This is a genomic window from Bradyrhizobium sp. TM102 (assembly GCF_009176685.1).
GTDB lineage: Bacteria > Pseudomonadota > Alphaproteobacteria > Rhizobiales > Xanthobacteraceae > Bradyrhizobium > Bradyrhizobium ottawaense.
Genome location: NZ_AP021855.1, coordinates 968265 through 987751 on the forward strand (window position 1 = coordinate 968265; position 19487 = coordinate 987751).

The window sequence follows — 19487 nt, forward strand, 5'->3', positions numbered from 1 at the left end:
TTGTTCCTCCTGACGGAATTTTCGGCCGATGGTCTTTTCCCGTTGATTGCAACGGTCGCCATCGCTGCCGAAGATTGTGGAGGAAGCTTCGCCGCCGCGCAAGGATCGCAGCGCTGCGCCGTAGCGTCTCAGGCCAGGGAGTCCCGGGTCAGGCGTCTCAGGCCAGGAACAACGCAACCAGCGCGACCGCCGCCGGAAGGGCCTGCACCATCAGGATGCGGGTGCTGACGGTCGCAGCGCCATAGGCGCCGGCCACGATCACGCAAAGCAGGAAGAACGCCTTGATCTGGAATGCGAAGGCCGAGTTGCCGTGGACGAGACCCCAGATCAGGCCGGCGGCGAGGAAGCCGTTATAGAGGCCCTGATTGGCGGCCAGCACCTTCGTGATCTCGGCCTTCTCCGGCGTGTTGCGAAACACCTTCAAGCCCTGCGGCTTGTCCCAGAGGAACATCTCCAGGATCAGGAAGAAGACGTGCAGTGTGGCGACCAGCGCCACCAGGACATTGGCGATCAGGATCAAGTTGAGCTCCCCCAGCGTCAGCTTTCGGGTGGACGATAGCACGGCCGGCATGTCAAACGCGATGCATGTTTCGATGCAATGGTGCCACCATGCCCGGGCGATCAACCAAACCGTCTGCAAGCTTCGGCCTCGATCGCCTGACGACGCCGATCGGGATTGCCTTGCTCGTCACCGATGCCGAGGGTGCGCTACGCGCACTGGACTGGGAAGACTATGAGCATCGCATGCGCGAGCTCTTACGCTTGCACTACGGTGCAGTCGATCTCAGTGATCGGCCTGCGCCTGCATCCATGCGGACGGCGCTGTCCGGTTACTTCGAAGGCGATCTCAGTCAGCTCTCGGCCATCGCATGGCGTATCGCCGGCACGCCGTTCCAGCAGAAGGTCTGGAACGCGCTGGCTCACATCCCCGCCGGCACCACGATGAGCTACGGCGCACTCGCCGCAAAGATTGATTTGCCAAAAGCCATTCGTGCCGTCGGTCATGCCAACGGCTCCAATCCGATCAGTGTGGTGCTGCCCTGCCACCGCTTGATCGGCGCGGATGGTTCGCTGGTGAAATATGGCGGCGGGCTCGCGCGCAAGCGCTGGCTGCTGCGGCATGAAGGGGTGGAGGTTTAGTCACCTGTCATTCCGGGGCGCGCGAAGCGCGAGCCCGGAATCCATTTCTCCGCGTCACCGGTGGCTCGATGGATTCCGGGCTCGCCGCTGCGCGGCGCCCCGGAATGACAAGAGAACGGAGGTGCGCGAACGCTCTTCACGCCGCCGGCTGGACCGCCTTGTCGCCGGCCATCACATGGGTCAGCGCGCTCTTGATCGCGGCCTGCCGGGTCGGCGCGCTGATCTGCGCGCCCAGGAGGTCGGTGACGTAGAACACGTCGCGGGCGCGCTCGCCGAAGGTCGCGACATGGGCTGAGGCGATGTTGAGGTTGAGCTTCGAGATCGCGGTGGTCAGCTCGTAGAGCAGGCCGGGCCGGTCGAGGCCGGACACCTCGATCACGGTGTAGCGGTCGGACCATTGGTTGTTGATGGTGACTTCCGGCTCGATCACGAAGGGGCGCGCCTTGCTGCGCACCGTGCGCCGCGCCACCACTTCGGGCAGCCGCAGCTTGCCTTCCAGCACATCCTCGATCATCTCGCCGATGCGGGTGGCGCGCCGTCCCTCGTCCTCGTCGCGGTCGTATTCCCGCGAGATCGAGATGGTATCGAGCGCGCGGCCGTCGGTCGTGGTGTAGATTTGGGCGTCGACAATGTTGGCGCCGGCCGAAGCGCAGGCGCCGGCGATGATCGACAGCAGCCAGGGATGGTCGGCCGCGAAGATCGTCAGCTCGGTGACGCCGCGCACCTCGTCGAAGCCGACATTGATCGCGAGCTTGTGGCCGGCCTGTTCGCTGGAGCGGACGAAGCGGGCGTGGCGAATTTTGCGCGCCAGCTCGACCTTGAGCCAGTAGGCCGGATAGTGCCGGCCGATATAGGCATCGAGTTCCTCCGCCGGCCATTCGGCGAAGGCATTTCGGAATTCGGCGTAGGCGGCGGTGAGGCGCTTGCCTCGGTCGACTTCCGAGAAGCCGCCGGTCAGCACCGGCTCGGTCTCGTAATACAGTGAACGCAAGAGCTGCGCCTTCCAGCCGTTCCACACGCCGGGACCGACGCCGCGGATGTCGGCGGTGGTCAGGATCGTCAGCAGCTTCATCTGCTCGACCGATTGCACCACGGCGGCGAAATTCTCGATGGTCTTGCGGTCGGAGAGGTCGCGCGACTGCGCGACCGTGGACATCGTCAGATGCTCCTCGATCAGCCAGGCGATGAGTTCGGTGTCGGCCGGGCTGAACCCTAACCGCGGACACAGCCGCCGCGCTACCTTGGCGCCGGCGATCGAGTGGTCCTCCGGCCGGCCCTTGGCGACGTCGTGCAGCAGTGTTGCGATGTAGATCACCGACCGGTGCTCGGGCCGGGATTTGCGCATCAGGTCGCTGGCGAGGGTGAACTCCTCGATGCCACCGCGCTCGATGTCCTGGAGGAAGCCGATGCAGCGGATCAGGTGCTCGTCGACGGTGTAGTGATGATACATGTTGAACTGCATCATCGAGACGATCTTGCCGAAGGCGCGGATGAACTGGCCGAGCACGCCGGTCTCGTTCATCCGCCGCAGCACGATCTCGGCGTTGTCGGAGGTCAGGATCTCCATGAACAGCCGGTTGGCCTCGGGATTCTCGCGCATCTGCGCGTTGATCAGGCCGAGCGACCGCGTCACGTCGCGCATCGCATCCGGATGGAAGGCGAGGTTGTTCTTCTGCGCGAGACGGAAAATCCGGATCAAATTGACCGGATCGTGCTTGAACACGTCGGGCGCGGCGACGTTGATACGGTTGTTGTCGACGATGAAGTCGTCGCTGTCGGGGACGCGCCGCTTCGCCGCGGTCGGCCGCAGCCGCGCCATCATCCGGCTCAAGACCGGCGCGGGCTTGGCCTGCTGGTCCTCGAGCTTGGCGCAGAGGATGGCGGTGAGGTTGCCGACTTCCTTGGCGACCAGGAAGTAGTGCTTCATGAAGCGCTCGACATCCTGCATGCCGGGATGCGAGGTGTAGCCGAGCCGCACCGCGATCTCGCGCTGGAGGTCGAAGGAGAGACGCTCCTCGGCGCGGCCGGAGTAGAAGTGCAGATTGCAACGCACCGACCAGAGGAAATCGGCGCAGCGGCGGAAGCTGCGGTATTCCTGCGCATCGAACACGCCGCGCTCGACCAGCTCGCCGGTGTCGCGGACGCGGTAGACGTATTTGGCGATCCAGAACAGCGTGTGCAGGTCGCGAAGTGCGCCCTTGCCGTCCTTGACGTTGGGCTCGACCAGGTAGCGCGACTGACCGCCGCGGCGATGGCGCTCCTCGCGCTCGGCGAGCTTGGCGGTGACGAATTCGGACGCGGTGCCCTGCACGACTTCCTTGTCGAAGCGCTCGACCAGCTCCTCATAGAGCGGCTTGTCGCCGGTGAGGAAGCGCGTTTCCAGGATCGCGGTGCGGATGGTCATGTCGCCGCGCGCCTGCCGGATCGACTCGTCCACCGATCGCGTGGCGTGGCCGACCTTCAGCCCCATGTCCCAGAGGCAATAGAGAATGGCTTCGGCGACCTGCTCGCCCCAGGCGGTCTGCTTGTAGGGCAGGATGAACAACAGATCGATGTCGGATTCGGGCGCCATCAGGCCGCGGCCGTAGCCGCCGGTCGCGACCACCGCCATGCGCTCGGCGCCGCTCGGGATCGGCGAGCGGTAGAGATGGCGGGTCGCCGCCGAATACAGGATGCGGATGATCTCGTCCTGCACGTGACAAAGCCGCTCGGCGCAGCGCCTCCCGTGGCGGTCCTTCAGGAGGATCTCCTGTGCCGCGGCGCGTGCCGCGATCAGCTCGGCCTTGAGCAATTGCGCCATGGCCGTGCGGAACGCGTCCTCGCGCCCCTGGTGCTTTTCGGCAAGCGCATCGACCGCGGCGGTGATCCGCGCAGTGTCGAAACGATCGTCCACCTCGGCCTTGTGCTCAGTCGCGACGCTGTCCATGTCTCACCGGATATAAGAGGTGACAGGCGCTGTCACCCGCCATTCTCTGGCAATAGTCGTTCCATGCTGGAAAGCTCCGGCTTTGGGCAAATCTGTTCTCGGCCGGCGCGCTTTCAAGGGGCGGATTTTCTCGTTGACCTCTAGATATAACTCATTGAAAAACAATGAAGTTTTGGAGGAGGCTGGGTATGACCGGAATTACACGACGCATTCTGCTGGCGGGAGCTGTTGCGCTCGCAATGACCCCCGCGGCCAAGGCGGCCGATCCGCTCAAGGAAATCCGCATCGACTGGGCGACTTACAATCCGGTGTCGATGGTTCTGAAGCAGAAGGGGCTCCTGGAGAAGGAGTTCGCCAAGGACGGCATCACCGTCACCTGGGTGCAGTCGGCCGGCTCCAACAAGGCGCTCGAATTCCTCAATGCCGGCTCGATCGATTTCGGCTCGACCGCGGGTTCGGCGGCGCTGGTCGCCCGCATCAACGGCAACCCGATCAAGTCGATCTATGTCTATTCGCGCCCTGAGTGGACGGCGCTGGTGACATCAAAGGATTCCAAGATTGCCGGCGTCGCAGACCTCAAGGGCAAGCGCGTCGCGGTGACGCGCGGCACCGATCCGCACATCTTCCTGGTGCGCGCGCTGTTAGGGGCGGGCCTCACCGAAAAGGACATCACCCCGGTGCTGCTCCAGCATGCCGACGGCAAGACCGCACTGATCCGCGGCGACGTCGATGCCTGGGCCGGCCTCGATCCGATGATGGCGCAGGCCGAGGTCGAGGAGGGCGCAAAGCTGTTCTACCGCAAGGCCGACGCCAACACTTGGGGCATCCTCAATGTGCGCGAGCAGTTTTTGAAGGACCATCCCGACGCTGCCCGCCGCGTCCTCGCGGTGTATGAGGAGGCGCGCAAATATTCGCTGGCCAATTACGACGAGCTGAAGAAGACCTTCATCGCGGTCACAAAACTCCCCGAGGCCGTCGTCGACAAGCAGCTCAAGGAGCGCACCGAGCTCACCCACAGCCGCATCGGCGCAGCCCAGCGCGAGTCGATCCTCGCCGCCGGCCTCGCTTTGCAGCAGGCGGGCGTCGTCGATGCAAAGGTCGACGTGAAGGCGACGCTCGACGCCCTGATCGACGACCAGGTCTCGCTGCCGACGAACTGATCGGCAGGGAAGAGGCAAGCGCGCACCACACCCCGCCGTCGTCCCGGGGCGCGAAGCGAGCCCGGGACCCATAACCACGGGGCGTGGCTGCCGCGCGCAGGCGGCCACTCCGAGTCCCCGTAACCATGCCTTCCTGTGGTTATGGACCCCGGATCTGCGCTTCGCTTGTCCGGGGCGACAATCGAGATTGCCGCGCGCCCTTGCAATCCCACACAAGACGCGCTTCCTACCGGCCATGATCTCCGACGCGCCAGCCTTGCAACAGACTTCGGAACCGGCCGAGAGCGCTGCTGCGCCCTCGCGCGCCGCGCGTTATGCACGGCCGGTGCTGGGGCTGCTGCTGCCGGTCGCGCTTGCGCTCGGCTGGGAGCTCGTGGTGTGGCTCGGCTGGTCGAACGGACGGCTGGTGCCGCCGCCTTCGCGCGTTTTTGCCACCCTCGCCGAGCTCGCCCGCTCCGGCGAGCTGGTCCGCCACATCACCGCAACGCTGTGGCGCGTCGGGCTCGGCTTCGCCTTCGGTGTGATCGCAGGCACGTTGCTGGGGGCCGTCTCCGGCTACTGGTCGCTGGCGCGCCGGCTGCTCGATCCGACCGTGCAGGCGCTGCGCGCGATTCCGTCGCTCGCCTGGGTGCCGCTGTTCATCCTCTGGCTCGGTATCTTCGAGACCTCGAAGGTCGCGCTGATCGCGGTCGGGGTGTTCTTTCCAGTCTATCTCGGCGTGATGGGCGCGATCCTCTCGGTGGATCGCAAGATCGTGGAGGTCGGCCGGACCTTTCGCCTCTCGGGCTTCGCCATGATCCGCCGCATCCTGCTGCCGGCGGTGCTGCCGGCCTATGTGGTTTCCCTGCGCGTCGGTCTCGGCCTCGGCTGGATGTTCGTGGTCGCGGCCGAGCTGATCGGTGCCTCCGAAGGGCTCGGCTATCTCCTGCTCGACGGCCAGCAGCTCGGCAAGCCCGCGCAGATCCTCGCCGCCATCGTGATCTTCGCCATCCTGGGAAAGCTCACCGATTGGCTGATCGAGGTTGCGGCCGCACCTTTCCTGCGCTGGCAGGATGCCTTCGGGCGCGCGAAGGGAGCTTGAGGCAATGCTGGCGCTCGACCGGGTCAGCAAGACCTATCCCAACGGCGTACAGGCGCTTTCGCGCTTCTCCGCCGACATCAGGCTGGGCGAGATCATCGCCATCATCGGCGGCTCCGGATGTGGCAAGTCCACGCTGCTGCGCGCCATCGCCGGCCTCGATCGCGCCAGCGCTGGCACGGTGACGCTCGACAATGAGGCGATCGTCTCGCCGCATGCCAAGATCGGCATCATCTTCCAGGAGCCGCGGCTGCTGCCCTGGCTCAGCGTCGCCGACAATATCGGCTTCGGCCTTGCCGATTTGTCCGCGGCGCAGCGGCGCGAGAAGGTCGCGCGTGCGCTCGAACGCGTCGGGCTGGCGGAAAAGGCGCAGGCCTGGCCGCGCGAGCTCTCCGGCGGACAGGCGCAGCGGGTTGCGATCGCACGGGCGCTGGTGCCGCAGCCGGAGGTGCTGTTGCTGGACGAGCCGTTCTCCGCGCTCGATGCCTTCACCCGCAGGGATCTCCAGGATCATCTGCTCGACCTCTGGGCGGACACGCGGCCGACGCTCATCCTCGTCACACACGACGTCGACGAGGCCGTGGTGCTGGCCGACCGCGTGCTGGTGATGCGGCCGCGGCCGGGCCGGTTGTTCGACCAGATCGAGATCAATCTCGGCCGCCCACGCGACCGCAATTCGCCGCTGTTCGAGAATTTCAAGCGAAGTGTGCTGACGTCACTCGACCGTTCGCTCGACCGCAATGTGCCCGACCGTGACGCAACCCAGGGTCCCGGTCAGGCCATGTGGTGGTGACAATTTCGCTCTGAACCGGTACATCGAGGGGCAATTTTCCGGGAGAGAACGAAAATGGACGCTGCAGAGCTGCGCCAGATGCAGGCTCCGATCAAGGAGCGCTACAAGACCGATCCCAAGACCGCGCTGATCACGCTGAAGGCCAAGGGCTCCACCGACAGCGAAGGCATCGCCTGCAAGGTCGAGACCGGCCGCGCCATCGCGCTTGCGGGCCTGCATCCGGCGACCGGCGGTTCCGGCCTCGAGCTCTGCTCCGGGGACATGTTGCTTGAGGCGCTCGTCGCCTGTGCCGGGGTCACGTTGAAGTCGGTCGCGACTGCGATCGAGGTGCCGCTCAAGACCGGCAACGTCTATGCCGAGGGCGATCTCGATTTCCGCGGCACGCTCGGCGTCGACAAGGAGACCCCGGTCGGCTTCGCCGAGATCCGTCTGCGCTTCGAGGTCGACACATCGGCGCCGCAGGACAAGCTAGATCTCCTGCTCAAGCTGACCGAGCGCTATTGCGTGGTCTACCAGACCATCAAGAACGGCCCGAAGGTTTCGGTGTCGATGCAGCGGATGTGAGGGGCGAAAGCCGCTACTCCACGGATGGTGTCGTTCCCGCGGAGGCGGGAACCCATAACCCCAGGCCGTCGTGATTTCGCACGGTCGTTGCTCCAGCTCTCAAACCAGTACGGCCTGTGGCTATGGATTCCGGGCTCGCGCTTCGCGCGCCCCGGAATGACAGACAGAATGTCCCCCGATCTCCACTTCCTCCTCTTTCTTCTCCTGCGCATGGCGATCGCGGCGGCGTTCGTCGTGACGGCCTCGATCATCACCGAGCGCGCGGGTCCGGTGATCGGTGCGCTGGTCGCGACCCTGCCGATCTCGGCCGGTCCCTCCTACGTCTTCCTCGCGCTCGACCACGATGCCGCCTTCATCGCGCAGGGCTCGCTGGCGAGCCTTCCGATCAATGCTGCGACGATCTTCATGTGCCTCATTTATGTCGTGCTGGCGCAGCGGCATGGTCTTGCGGCGAGTTGTGGAAGTGCGGTTGCCGTCTGGATCGTGCTTGCCTCGATCATCCGCCAGTTCGACTGGTCGCTCACCGCCGGGCTCGCCGCCAATCTGATCGCCTTCGGCATCTGCATTCCGCTGCTGGCGGGCTATCGCCATGTGAAGATGCCGCTGGTCACGCGGCGCTGGTACGACGTGCCGATGCGGGCTGCACTGGTCGCGACCCTGGTCGCCATCGTGGTCTCGACCTCGGGCTGGGTGGGCCCCCGCATCAGCGGCATCATCGCGCTGTATCCCGTGGTGTTCTCCAGCATCATGGTGATCCTGCATCCGCGCATCGGCGGCGCGCCAACCGCCGCCGTGCTCGCCAACTCCGCCTGGGGCCTGCTCGGATTCGGCACCGCAATCGCCGTCCTGCACGTTGCAGTGGTGTCGTTCGGCTCGGCCGTCGGTCTGTGTCTCGCGCTCGGCACCTGCGTCGCCTGGAATCTGACGCTGTGGGGAATCGGCCGACGCGCGATGCACAACGCGCGGCAAGGGCCGTGAGACTACGGACACGCGCGACGCCGTGTCGCGAAAGAACGTGTCGGAGACTGCGTCTCATGCCGATTGGCAGCGCAGCATCTTCCCAAGCCATTGAATGAGAAACGTCATTTCAAGTCGCAGGGCCGCGGATGGCTTCTCTCGACGCCCGCCGGATCGTTCCCGGTCCTGCTGGTTTCCGACACTTCTATTAGAACTTTGTTCGAGCTTTTACCGTAGGAATGATCCTGCATACCCGCTCCGCTGTCATCGGCGCGAACTCGTCCGAGCTGCATCCGAGTGCAGGGACTCGCGGGAATTGTTATTTGAGTACGGCTGTTTCGCCGCGACGGTCACTTCCCCTACGAGCTGTCTACGTAATTTCGAGATGGAGATTCTTTGATGTTCGGTCGCAAGTCCCAGATTGACGCACAAGCACGGCTCGATGCGATCGGCCGCTCCCAGGCCATGATCGAATTCAATCTGGATGGCACGATTCTCACGGCCAACAAGAACTTTCTCAACGCCCTCGGCTATCGGCTTGACGAGATCCAGGGCAAGCATCATTCCATGTTCTTGCCGGCCGACCAGCGCGACAGCGCCGAGTACAAGGCGTTCTGGGCTGCGTTGAACCGTGGCGAGTGTCAGGCCCGCGAGTTCAAGCGGATCGCGAAGGGCGGCCGCGAAGTCTGGATCGAAGCAGCCTACAATCCGGTGCTCGACGGCAATGGTAAGGCGGTGATGGTCGCCAAGATCGCGACCGACATCACCGCGAAGAAGATGCGGAGCATGACGGATGCGTCGAAGATCGCCGCCATCAGCCGTGCCCAGGCCGTCATCGAATTTAAGCTCGACGGCACCATCGTCACCGCCAACGAGAATTTCTGCAAGACGCTCGGCTATTCGTTGGCCGAGATCGAGGGCAAGCATCATAGCCTGTTCGTGGCCGAGGCCGACCGCAACGGCACGGCCTATCGCGAGTTCTGGGCCGCACTCAACCGCGGCGACTACCAGGCCGGGGAGTTCAAGCGTATCGGCAAGGGTGGCCGCGAGGTCTGGATTCTCGCTTCCTACAATCCGCTGCTCGACGAGACCGGCAAGCCGTACGGTGTCGTCAAGTTCGCGACCGACATCACCGCGGACAAGCTGAAGAACGCCGATCTTGCCGGTCAGATATCGGCGATCGACAAGGCCCAGGCCGTGATCGAATTCAACATGGACGGCACGATCATCGCCGCCAACGCCAACTTCCTCAGCGCGCTCGGCTACTCGATGGCCGAGATCAAGGGCAAGCACCACAGCATGTTCGTCGAGCCCACGGAGCGCGACGGCGCCGCCTATCGCGAGTTCTGGGCCGCGCTCAACCGCGGTCAGTACCAGGCGGCCGAATACAAGCGCATCGGCAAGGGCGGCAAGGCGGTTTACATCCAGGCCTCCTACAACCCGATCCTCGACCTCAACGGCAAGCCGTTCAAGGTCGTGAAATATGCCACCGACACCACGCGGCAGGTGCTGGTCCGCATGGGCAACGAGCGCGTCCGCGGCATGATGGAATCGGTCGCCGCCGGTTCGGAGGAACTGAACGCGTCGGTGCGGGAGATCTCCGAGGCGATGACCAAGTCCCGCGAGACCGCGATGAGCGCGGTGGAGCAGGTCGCCTCAGCCGACGCGCAGGCCCAGCGCCTCACCGAGGCGGCGCAGTCGATGAGCGGCATCGTCGAGATGATCAACAGCATCACCGGCCAGATCAACCTCTTGGCGCTGAACGCCACGATCGAATCGGCCCGGGCCGGCGAAGCCGGCCGCGGCTTTGCGGTGGTCGCCTCCGAAGTGAAGAGCCTCGCCAATCAGGCCAAGCAGGCCACCGACAAGATCGGCCAGGAGATCGGCAGCCTCAACGGCATCTCCGGCGACGTGGTCAGCGCGCTCGGCTCGATCAAGCAGGCGATCAACAATGTCAGCGAATACGTGACATCGACCGCCGCTGCCGTCGAGGAGCAGAGCACGGTGACGAACGAGATGTCGACCAGCATGCAGCGCGCGGCCGCGGAAGCCGCGGCGATCGCGGCGCGGGCGTAGCGCTCAGCGCACGGAAGCGTAGGGTGGGTTAGCGCAGCGTAACCCACCTCTTTAGTTTCTGCGGTGACGGACGTGATGGGTTACGCCTTCGGCTAACCCACCCTACTGCACCTTCACTGCTTCGGCAGCTTGGCCTTCAAGGCATATAGCGCATCCAGCGCCTCGCGTGGCGACATCTCGTCCGGATGCAGCGCCTTCACGGCTTCCATCAAGAGGTCCGCCTCGCTCGGCGGAGCGGCTTCGGCGGCCGCGCGCGAGGGCACGGCGAATAGCGGCAGGTCGTCCACCAGCGCGCGCGCGGTCTGGCCGCGGTCCTGCGCCTCCAGCTTGGAGAGCACCGACTTCGCGCGCGTGATCACGGCCGGCGGCAGGCCGGCGAGCTTGGCCACCTGAATGCCGTAGGAGCGGTCGGCCGAGCCCGGCAGCACCTCGTGCAGGAATACGACATTGCCCTGCCACTCCTTCACCCGCACCGTGGCGTTGAACATCCGCGGCAGCTTGGCCGAGAGCGCGGTCAGTTCGTGATAATGCGTGGCGAATAGCGTGCGGCAGCGATTGCTTTCGTGCAGATGCTCGATCGCGGCCCAGGCGATCGAGAGACCGTCGAAGGTCGCGGTGCCGCGGCCGATCTCGTCGAGGATCACGAGCGAGCGCTCGCCGGCCTGGTTCAGAATCGCCGCGGTCTCGACCATCTCCACCATGAAGGTGGAGCGGCCGCGGGCGAGATCGTCGGCGGCGCCGACGCGCGAGAACAGCCGGTCGATGATGCCGATCCGCGCCCGCGTGGCCGGCACGAAGCTGCCGATCTGGGCAAGAAGGGCAATCAGCGCGTTCTGGCGCAGGAAGGTCGATTTACCGGCCATGTTGGGGCCCGTGAGCAGCCAGAGCTGACCGGACTTTTGCGCCGGGCTTGGTGAGAGGTCGCAGGCATTGGCGATGAACGGCTCGCCATTGCGCTTCAGGGCCTGCTCCACCACGGGATGGCGGCCGGCCTCGATCGCAAAGCCGAGCGAGTCGTCCACATCCGGTCGCACATAATTGTCGTCGACCGCGAGTTTTGCCAGCGAGGTCGCGACGTCGAGCAAGGCGAAGGCGTGGGCGGCGGCGCGCAGATCGTCGCTGATCGCCATGGCCTTGGCTGACAGCCGCTCGAAGATCTCGAGCTCGAGCCCGAGGGCGCGGTCGCCGGCATTGGCGATCTTGGCTTCGATCTCGCCGAGTTCCGAAGTGGTGAAGCGCACTTGGCCCGCCAGCGTCTGGCGATGGATGAAGGTGGCGTTCAGCGGCGCCGACATCAGTTTGTCGCCGTGCTGCGCGGTGACCTCGACGAAATAGCCGAGCACGTTGTTGTGCCGGATCTTGAGGCCTTTCACGGACGTCGTGTCGGCGTAGCGCGCCTGCATCGAGGCGACGACGAGACGCGAGGCATCGCGCAGGTTTCGGGCTTCGTCGAGCGCGGGCTCATAGCCCTGTCGAACGAAGCCGCCGTCGCGCTTGATCAGCGGCAGCTGCTCGTCGAGCGCGCTGGCGAATTCGGATGCGAGCTCGCGCGACGGTCGCTGCAAGGCCGCCATCACCGCCGCGATCTCCTGCGGCGGCTGATCGAGTTCGCCAAGCCGCGCCAGCACCTGGTCGGCGGCGACGATGCCGTCGCGGATGCCTGCGAGGTCGCGTGGGCCGCCGCGTCCGACCGACAGACGCGCCAGTGCGCGCGACATGTCGGGCGCACCGCGCAGGATGCTGCGGATGTCTTCGCGCGCAGCTGAATCGGCGACAAAGGTGCTCACCGCATCGAGCCGGCGCGCGATCGCGGGAGCGTCCGTCAGCGGCGCGGCCAGGCGTTGGGCAAGCAGGCGCGAGCCCGCCGAGGTCACCGTGCAGTCGATCGCATCGAGCAGCGAGCCGCGGCGTTCGCCGGCGAGCGTTCGCGTCAGTTCCAGATTGGCGCGCGTGGCCGGGTCGATCGCCATCGTTGCGCCCGAGGCTTCGCGCGCGGGCGGCGACAGCGGCGGATGCTTGCCGACCTGGGTGCGGTCGACATAGGTGACGGCTGCTGCTGCTGCGGTAGCCTCCAGCCGTGTGAGCTGCGCCAGCCCGTCCATGGTCGCGACGGTAAAGTAATCGCACAGCCGCTTCTCGGCGGTGGCGCCGTCGAAGACGTCGCGCGTCAGGGGTGTCACGGCCGGCAGCTCGCGCAAGGTCTGTCCGAGCTGGTTGTCGTTATAGAGCGCGTCGGTGACGATGGCCTCGTTCGGGTTGATGCGCGCCAGCGTTGCGGCGAGCTCGCCGCCCGAGCATTCCATCACGGTGAACTCGGCGGTCGAGATGTCGATCCAGGCGAGGCCGAAGCGGTCGCCGCCGGCAGAGGAGCGGGCGCGCGCGATCGCGAGCAGATAATTGTTGGCGCGGGCATCGAGCAGCGTGTCTTCGGTCAGCGTGCCCGGCGTGACCAGCCGCACCACGCCGCGGCGGACCACACTCTTGTTGCCACGCGCCTTCGCGGCAGCGGGATCCTCGGTCTGCTCGCAGACCGCGACGCGGTGCCCGGCCGAGATCAGGCGGTGCAGATAGTCCTCGGAGCGCTCGACCGGCACGCCGCACATCGGGATGTCGGCGCCCTGATGCTTGCCGCGCTTCGTCAGCACGATGCCGAGCGTCCTGGAGGCGATCTCGGCGTCCTCGAAGAACAGCTCGTAGAAGTCACCCATCCTGTAGAACAGCAGTAGGCCCTGATGCGCCGCCTTGATCTCCAGGTACTGTTCCATCATCGGCGTCACGCGCGCGATGGCTTCCGCTGGCGAGGTGGGCGCTTCGTCGGGGGGCGGCACAGGTATCGGCTGTTGTACTGTCATGGGCGGCGCAACCTACAAAATTTCGCCTGAGCGTCCTATTGGTTTGGCTTGGAAGGGCGGGTTTTCCACGCTGTCCGCATGGCGGGATATGGGCGCCACATTCCGGTCGTCATTCCGGGATGCGCCGTCAGGTGCAGGCCCGGAATCCATAACCCCGGCTCGTGGTTATGGATTCTCAGGTGCGCAATGCGCACCATAGCTCGCGACTTCGTCGCGCCCCGGAATGACGACTGAGTTTCATGGTCATCGGTCGAATGCGCCACCCGCGAAACCGTCAATTGACCTGCTGCGGGCGCCCTCCTAAAACTCCGGCGTCATTGAAGAATTCTGGCCGAACCGCGGCATTCAGGGAGAACAGCGATGCGTGACGTCTTTATCTGCGATGCCGTGCGGACCCCGATCGGCCGTTTCGGCGGCTCGCTCGCCAAGGTGCGCGCCGACGATCTGGCCGCTGCCCCGATCAAGGCGCTGATGGCCAAGCACCCCAATCTCGACTGGGCGCAGGTGGACGAAGTCTTCTTCGGCTGTGCCAACCAGGCCGGCGAGGACAACCGCAACGTCGCCCGCATGGCGCTCCTGCTCGCAGGCCTGCCGGATTCGGTTCCCGGCCAGACGCTCAACCGGCTCTGTGCCTCCGGCCTGGATGCGGTCGGTGCGGCCGGCCGCGCCATCCGCTCCGGCGAGATCGAGCTCGCCATTGCCGGCGGCGTCGAATCCATGACGCGTGCGCCGTTCGTGATGGGCAAGGCGCAGGAGGCCTTCTCGCGTTCGGCCGAAATCTTCGACACCACGATCGGCTGGCGTTTCATCAATCCGTTGCTCAAGGCTCAGTATGGCGTCGACGCCATGCCGGAGACCGGCGAGAACGTCGCCGAGGAATTCCAGGTCTCGCGCGCCGACCAGGACGCCTTCGCCATCCGCTCGCAGCAGCGCGCCGGCAAGGCGATCGCGGCGGGCTATTTTGCGGAAGAAATCATTCCGATCACCATTCCCGGCGGCAAGGCGGGTCCTGTAACCGTCGACAAGGACGAGCATCCGCGTCCCGAGACCACGCTGGAAGGTTTGGCAAAACTGAAGCCGATCGTGCGCAATCCCGGCACGGTCACCGCCGGCAACGCCTCCGGCGTCAATGACGGCGCCGCGGCCATGATCCTGGCATCCGAAGCCGCGGTGAAGAAGCACGGCCTGACGCCCCGTGCGCGCATCCTCGGCCTCGCCTCGGCCGGCGTGCCGCCGCGCATCATGGGCATCGGTCCCGTGCCCGCGACCCGCAAGCTGATGGAGCGGCTCGGCAAGAAGATCAGCGATTTCGACCTGATCGAGCTCAACGAGGCCTTCGCCTCGCAGGGCATTGCCTGCATGCGCCAGCTCGGCGTCGCTGACGATGCGGATTTCGTCAATCCGCATGGCGGCGCCATCGCGCTCGGCCATCCCCTCGGCATGAGCGGCGCGCGCCTCGCGCTCACCGCCGTCCACGGCATGGAGAAGCGCGGCGGCAAACTCGCGCTCGCCACCATGTGCGTCGGCGTCGGCCAGGGCGTCGCGATCGCGATCGAGAAGCTGAACTGACGGTCCACGCAGTGGACCGTCATCCCGGGGCAGCCCGAAAGGGCTGAACCCGGGATCTCGAGATTCCGGGCCTGGTCCTTCGGACCATCCCGGAATGACAGTGTTGGCGTTACGCGGGTCGCTTCAAGGACCGTCCCATGATCATCGAGCGCGAGCAGGACGTCACGGCCGCGGCCCTGGCGGTGATGGAGCGGACATCGGATCCGCGGCTCCGTCAGATCATGATCTCCCTGGTCAAGCATTTGCACGGCTTCGTGCGCGACGTCCGCCTGACCGAGAAGGAGTTTCGCGATGCCACCGCTGTCATCGCCGAGCTCGGCAAGCTGACCACCGACACGCACAACGAAGTGGTCCTGATGGCGGGCTCGCTCGGCGTCTCCCCGCTGGTGTGCCTGCTCAACAATGGCGACCAGGGAAATACCGAAACCGATCAGTCGCTGCTCGGGCCGTTCTGGCGGTTGAACTCGCCGCGGGTCGAGAATGGCGGATCGATCGTCCGCTCCGAGACCCCGGGTGCGCCGCTATTCGTGAACGGCCGCGTCGTGGACAAGGACGGTCGTCCGATCGCTGGCGCCGAGGTCGATGTCTGGCACGCCTCCCCGGTCGGCCTCTACGAGAACCAGGACCCCGATCAGGCCGACATGAACCTGCGTGGCAAGTTCACGACCGACCAGGACGGGCGCTTCTCCTTCCGTTCGGTGATGATGGTCGGCTATCCCATTCCGACGGGCGGCGTGGTCGGCCGCCTGCTGGAGGCGCAGAGCCGCCATCCCTATCGCCCCGCGCATCTGCATGCCCTGATCCTCAAGCCGGGCTTCAAGGTCCTGATCTCGCAGGTCTACGATCCCAACGATCCCCATATCGACAGCGACGTGCAATTCGGCGTGACGCAGGCGCTGATCGGCAAGTTCCTACGCCATGACGCGCCACATCCGACCGAACGCGAGGTTGCGACGCCCTGGTATTCGCTCGACCATGTCTACCGGCTCGAAGTCGGGGAAGCCGTACTGCCGCGTCCGCCGATCAAATAGGGCTCAAACCCGCTTCCCCCAATTAGTTATATCCTATAATGATTGGCGGAAGCGTTGTCCGGCCGGACCACAATGGCCGGGGAGGAGTTCGTCCATGACATTCATCTATCCCACTGACAGCAACAAGGCGCATCCGCTGCCGCTGTCGCCCGACTACAAGAGCTCGATCAAGCGTGCGCCGAACAAGCCCTTGATTCCGATGCGCCATACGTTGTCGGAGCTGACAGGCCCGGTCTACGGCCACGAGACCGTCCGCAAAGGCGACAACGACCTCACCACCCAGCACAAGGGCGAGCCGATCGGCGAGCGCATCATCGTGCACGGCCATGTGCGCGACGAGGACGGTCGCGGCGTGCCGAACTCGCTGGTCGAGATCTGGCAGGCCAATTCGTGCGGCCGTTACGTCCATGTCCGCGACCAGCATCCGGCGCCGCTCGATCCGAATTTCACGGGGGCCGGCCGCACCGTGAGCGATGCTGCCGGCTACTACCGCTTCGTCAGCATCAAGCCGGGCGCCTATCCCTGGGGCAATCACCACAATGCCTGGCGTCCCGCGCATATCCATCTGTCGGTGTTCGGCCATTCCTTCGTCACGCGCCTCGTGACGCAGATGTATTTTCCGAACGATCCGCTGTTCCCGTTCGATCCGATCTTCAACTCGGTGCCGGACGAGAAGGCGCGGGCGCGGATGGTCTCCTCGTTCGATCTCGAGAACACCCAGCCCGAATGGGCGCTGTGCTACCGCTTTGACGTCGTGCTGCGCGGCAAGAACGCCACCCCCATGGAGAATCACTAAGTGCAGGATTCTGTGACGCCCGACGGGATCACCCCATCGCAGACGGTCGGCCCGTTCTTCAAATACGGCCTGACGCCGAACGGCGAATACGCCTGGAACGACGCGTTCACCAACTCGACACTCACGCCAGACGTCACCGGCGAGCGCATCCGCATCGAGGGGCGTGTGTTCGACGGTGACGGCGTTGCCGTGCCAGATTGCATGCTGGAGATCTGGCAGGCGGACGCGCAGGGTCGCTTTGCCGACCCGCAGGACAAGCGTGCGCTGCCGAATGCGAGCTTCCGCGGCTTTGCCCGTTGCGGCACCGACAAGGACGGCTATTACGCGTTCGAGACCATCAAGCCGGGCACGGTGCCTGATCCCGATGGCAAGCCACAGGCGCCGCACATCCTCCTTGCGGTGTTCGGCCGCGGCATGCTGCGGCATCTCTACACCCGGATCTATTTCAGCGACGAGGCCGGCAACGCCGCCGACCTTGTGCTGGCGCTGGTGCCCACCGAGCGCCGCCCCACGCTGACTGCGGTGCGCGAAGCCGGCAAGCCCGTCTACCGGCTCGACCTGCGGCTCCAGGGCGACAACGAGACAGTGTTCTTCGACGTGTGAGGCAATGCGTGCCGGGGAGGCTTGATCCTCGGCACGCACGTCTCATCTGGCGCATCGAAGCCGAGGTTGCCTCCGGCCGAAACGATTCGCACGTGTGTGCGTCAGCCTCGCTGACTCAAATACCGATGGCTTGACGGCAAATTCCCGTAGTTATGCGGAGTTCGCGCGATACAATTTCGGCGCGAAGCAATCCCGTATTTACCGTATTCGTCTAGGGTGGCTGCAGTTTCGACGCCGCCCCGGATTGTTTCATGAAATTTCGTCTGTCCTTGTCCTCTGCGATCATTGCGTTCGGCATCGTTCTCGCCATCGGTTTTGCCGCCGTGGTTTCGACCAGCCTCTATGCCTTGAAAGAGCTCAAGGTCGGCGGTCCGCTCTACTCCGACATCAAGCTCGGCAACGACCTCATCGCGGACATTCTGCCGCCGCCGGAATATGTCATCGAGGCCTATCTCGAGGCGACGCTGGCCATGCGCGAGCCGGACCAGCTGGCGGCCCACGGCGAACGTCTGGTCCAGCTCCGCAAGGACTACGACGAGCGCAAGGCGTTCTGGGTCACCTCCAGCCTCTCGGCCGACCTGAAAACGGCGCTGGTGTCCAAGTCCGACGCCGAGGTGCAGAAGTTCTGGAAGGCGTCCGACCAGCTCCTGCCGGCCCTCAAGGCCAAGGACGCCGCTGCGTCCGAGCGCATCTATGCGCAGCTGAAGGACGCCTACACCGCGCATCGCGCCGTGATCGACAGCATCGTCGAGAACGCCAACAAGCAGAATGCCGCCATGGAAAAGCTGGCGGCGGACCGCGACAGCTCGATGCTTTATATCCTCCTCGGCGTCTCCGCCGCTGTCCTGGCTTTCGTTGCTGCGGGCCTGCTCGGCGTCGCCCTCGGCGTGGTGCGCCCGATCGTGCGCATGACTGATACGATGCAGAAGCTTGCGACCGGCGATCTCGCCGCCGACATTCCTTTCGCTGACCGAAAGGACGAGGTCGGCTCGATGGCGGGGGCGCTTGTGGTGTTCAAGCAGGCGGCGGTCGAGAATTCCCGCCTGCGCGAGGAGCAGTTGCGGCAGGAGCAGGAGGCGGCGCTCGCCAAGCGCTCCGCCCTGCACCAGATGGCCGAGACCGTCGAGCGCGAGACCGGCCGATCGGTCGACACCGCCGGCGCAGCGACGCAAGGCGTCGAGCGGGCGGCGTCCAGCCTGTCGGAGATCGCGAAGTCGCTCTCCGCACAGTCGCAGGCGGTCGCGGCGGCCTCCACCCAGGCCCTCGGCAGCTCGCAGGCCGTCTCGGCCGCGGCCGAAGAGCTCAGCGCCTCGATCCGCGAGATCGCAAGCCAGGTCGTGCGGACCAGCACCGTCACAAAATCGGCTGTCGCCGGCCGCGAGCAGGCGCGTTCGACCATCCAGGCACTGGCCGGATCGGTGAAGAAGATCGCCGAGGTCTCCGACCTCATCGGCGGCATCGCCGGCCAGACCAACCTTCTGGCGCTCAACGCCACGATCGAGGCCGCCCGTGCGGGCGAGGCCGGCCGCGGCTTCGCCGTGGTCGCCGCCGAAGTGAAGTCCCTGTCCGACCAGACCGCCAAATCCACCGAGGAGATCACGCGGCTAATCACCGAGATTCAGGCCTCGACGCAGGCCGCGGTCGATGCCGTCGAGACCATGGGGGGCCACATCGTCGAGATCGACGGCGTGGCGACCTCGGTTGCCGCCGCGATGGAGGAGCAGGACGCCGCGACGCGGGAGATCACGCGGTCGATTTCCGAATCGGCTTCCGCGGCCAAGGAGGTCTCGGCCAAGATCGGCAATGTCAGCCGCGACGCCGCTTCCGTGAACGAGCGCGCCGCCGAGGTCAGGCAGGCGATCGCCGGCATGGCGGCCAATCTCGAACAGCTCCGGTCGGTCGTGGTGCGGACCGTGCGCGACTCGACCGAGGCGGCTTGAGC

General features: G+C 65.4%; 15 protein-coding genes. 12 read left to right on the plus strand and 3 right to left on the minus strand.

Features of this window, described 5'->3' with window-relative positions; translation table 11 throughout:
• Positions 1-157: 157 nt before the first annotated feature.
• Complete coding sequence (locus GDN70_RS04555) at positions 158-571, minus strand: DUF1304 domain-containing protein (protein ID WP_049801932.1); 414 nt, start codon at positions 569-571, stop codon at positions 158-160.
• 38 nt (positions 572-609) lie between these two features.
• Here GDN70_RS04555 and GDN70_RS04560 point away from each other — a divergent pair, with 38 nt between their 5' ends.
• Entirely contained in the window at positions 610-1140 is a 531-nt protein-coding gene (locus GDN70_RS04560; RefSeq protein ID WP_028139611.1) for a methylated-DNA--[protein]-cysteine S-methyltransferase, read from the plus strand.
• Between the two features lie 136 nt (positions 1141-1276).
• On the opposite strand, the gene GDN70_RS04565 is transcribed toward GDN70_RS04560, so the two are convergent.
• Positions 1277-4066 carry a [protein-PII] uridylyltransferase gene (locus GDN70_RS04565; protein ID WP_028139612.1) on the minus strand — a complete coding sequence of 930 codons (2790 nt, stop codon included), beginning with the start codon at positions 4064-4066 and terminating at the stop codon, positions 1277-1279.
• Positions 4067-4254: 188 nt separating this feature from the next.
• Between GDN70_RS04565 and GDN70_RS04570 the strand changes: the two genes are divergently transcribed.
• The 6 genes from GDN70_RS04570 (at position 4255) to GDN70_RS04595 (ending at position 10694) form a co-directional block, all read left to right on the plus strand.
• Positions 4255-5226, plus strand: a complete 972-nt coding sequence (locus GDN70_RS04570; RefSeq protein WP_028139613.1) for an aliphatic sulfonate ABC transporter substrate-binding protein — start codon at positions 4255-4257, stop codon at positions 5224-5226.
• A gap of 235 nt (positions 5227-5461) precedes the next feature.
• Positions 5462-6307, plus strand: coding sequence for an ABC transporter permease (locus GDN70_RS04575; protein ID WP_028139614.1), 846 nt, complete (start codon positions 5462-5464; stop codon positions 6305-6307).
• A gap of 4 nt (positions 6308-6311) precedes the next feature.
• Entirely contained in the window at positions 6312-7097 is a 786-nt protein-coding gene (locus GDN70_RS04580; RefSeq protein ID WP_028139615.1) for an ABC transporter ATP-binding protein, read from the plus strand.
• A 54-nt stretch (positions 7098-7151) separates the two neighbouring features.
• A complete protein-coding gene (locus GDN70_RS04585; RefSeq protein WP_028139616.1) occupies positions 7152-7661 on the plus strand; it encodes an OsmC family protein in 510 nt (169 codons plus the stop codon).
• Positions 7662-7829: 168 nt separating this feature from the next.
• Complete coding sequence (locus tag GDN70_RS04590) at positions 7830-8639, plus strand: hypothetical protein (RefSeq protein WP_028139617.1); 810 nt, start codon at positions 7830-7832, stop codon at positions 8637-8639.
• Positions 8640-9017: 378 nt separating this feature from the next.
• Positions 9018-10694 (plus strand): PAS domain-containing methyl-accepting chemotaxis protein, encoded by a 1677-nt coding sequence (locus GDN70_RS04595; protein WP_028139618.1) that lies wholly within the window; start codon positions 9018-9020, stop codon positions 10692-10694.
• 113 nt (positions 10695-10807) lie between these two features.
• Here the strand turns inward: GDN70_RS04595 and mutS are convergent, their stop codons facing one another.
• Positions 10808-13546 carry a DNA mismatch repair protein MutS gene (mutS, locus tag GDN70_RS04600; protein WP_152102202.1) on the minus strand — a complete coding sequence of 913 codons (2739 nt, stop codon included), beginning with the start codon at positions 13544-13546 and terminating at the stop codon, positions 10808-10810.
• A gap of 360 nt (positions 13547-13906) precedes the next feature.
• On the opposite strand from mutS, the gene pcaF reads away from it, so the two are divergent.
• The 5 genes from pcaF (at position 13907) to GDN70_RS04625 (ending at position 19485) form a co-directional block, all read left to right on the plus strand.
• A complete protein-coding gene (gene pcaF, locus GDN70_RS04605) occupies positions 13907-15115 on the plus strand; it encodes a 3-oxoadipyl-CoA thiolase (RefSeq protein WP_152102203.1) in 1209 nt (402 codons plus the stop codon).
• 137 nt (positions 15116-15252) lie between these two features.
• Positions 15253-16146: a dioxygenase gene (locus GDN70_RS04610; RefSeq protein WP_152102204.1), complete on the plus strand. Its 894-nt coding sequence runs from the start codon at positions 15253-15255 to the stop codon at positions 16144-16146.
• Between the two features lie 94 nt (positions 16147-16240).
• Positions 16241-16942 (plus strand): protocatechuate 3,4-dioxygenase subunit beta, encoded by a 702-nt coding sequence (gene pcaH, locus GDN70_RS04615; RefSeq protein WP_028139622.1) that lies wholly within the window; start codon positions 16241-16243, stop codon positions 16940-16942.
• Positions 16943-17545 (plus strand): protocatechuate 3,4-dioxygenase subunit alpha, encoded by a 603-nt coding sequence (gene pcaG, locus GDN70_RS04620; RefSeq protein ID WP_028139623.1) that lies wholly within the window; start codon positions 16943-16945, stop codon positions 17543-17545.
• Positions 17546-17796: 251 nt separating this feature from the next.
• On the plus strand, positions 17797-19485 hold the full coding sequence (locus GDN70_RS04625; RefSeq protein WP_028139624.1) for a methyl-accepting chemotaxis protein: 1689 nt from the start codon (positions 17797-17799) through the stop codon (positions 19483-19485).
• Positions 19486-19487: the final 2 nt, after the last annotated feature.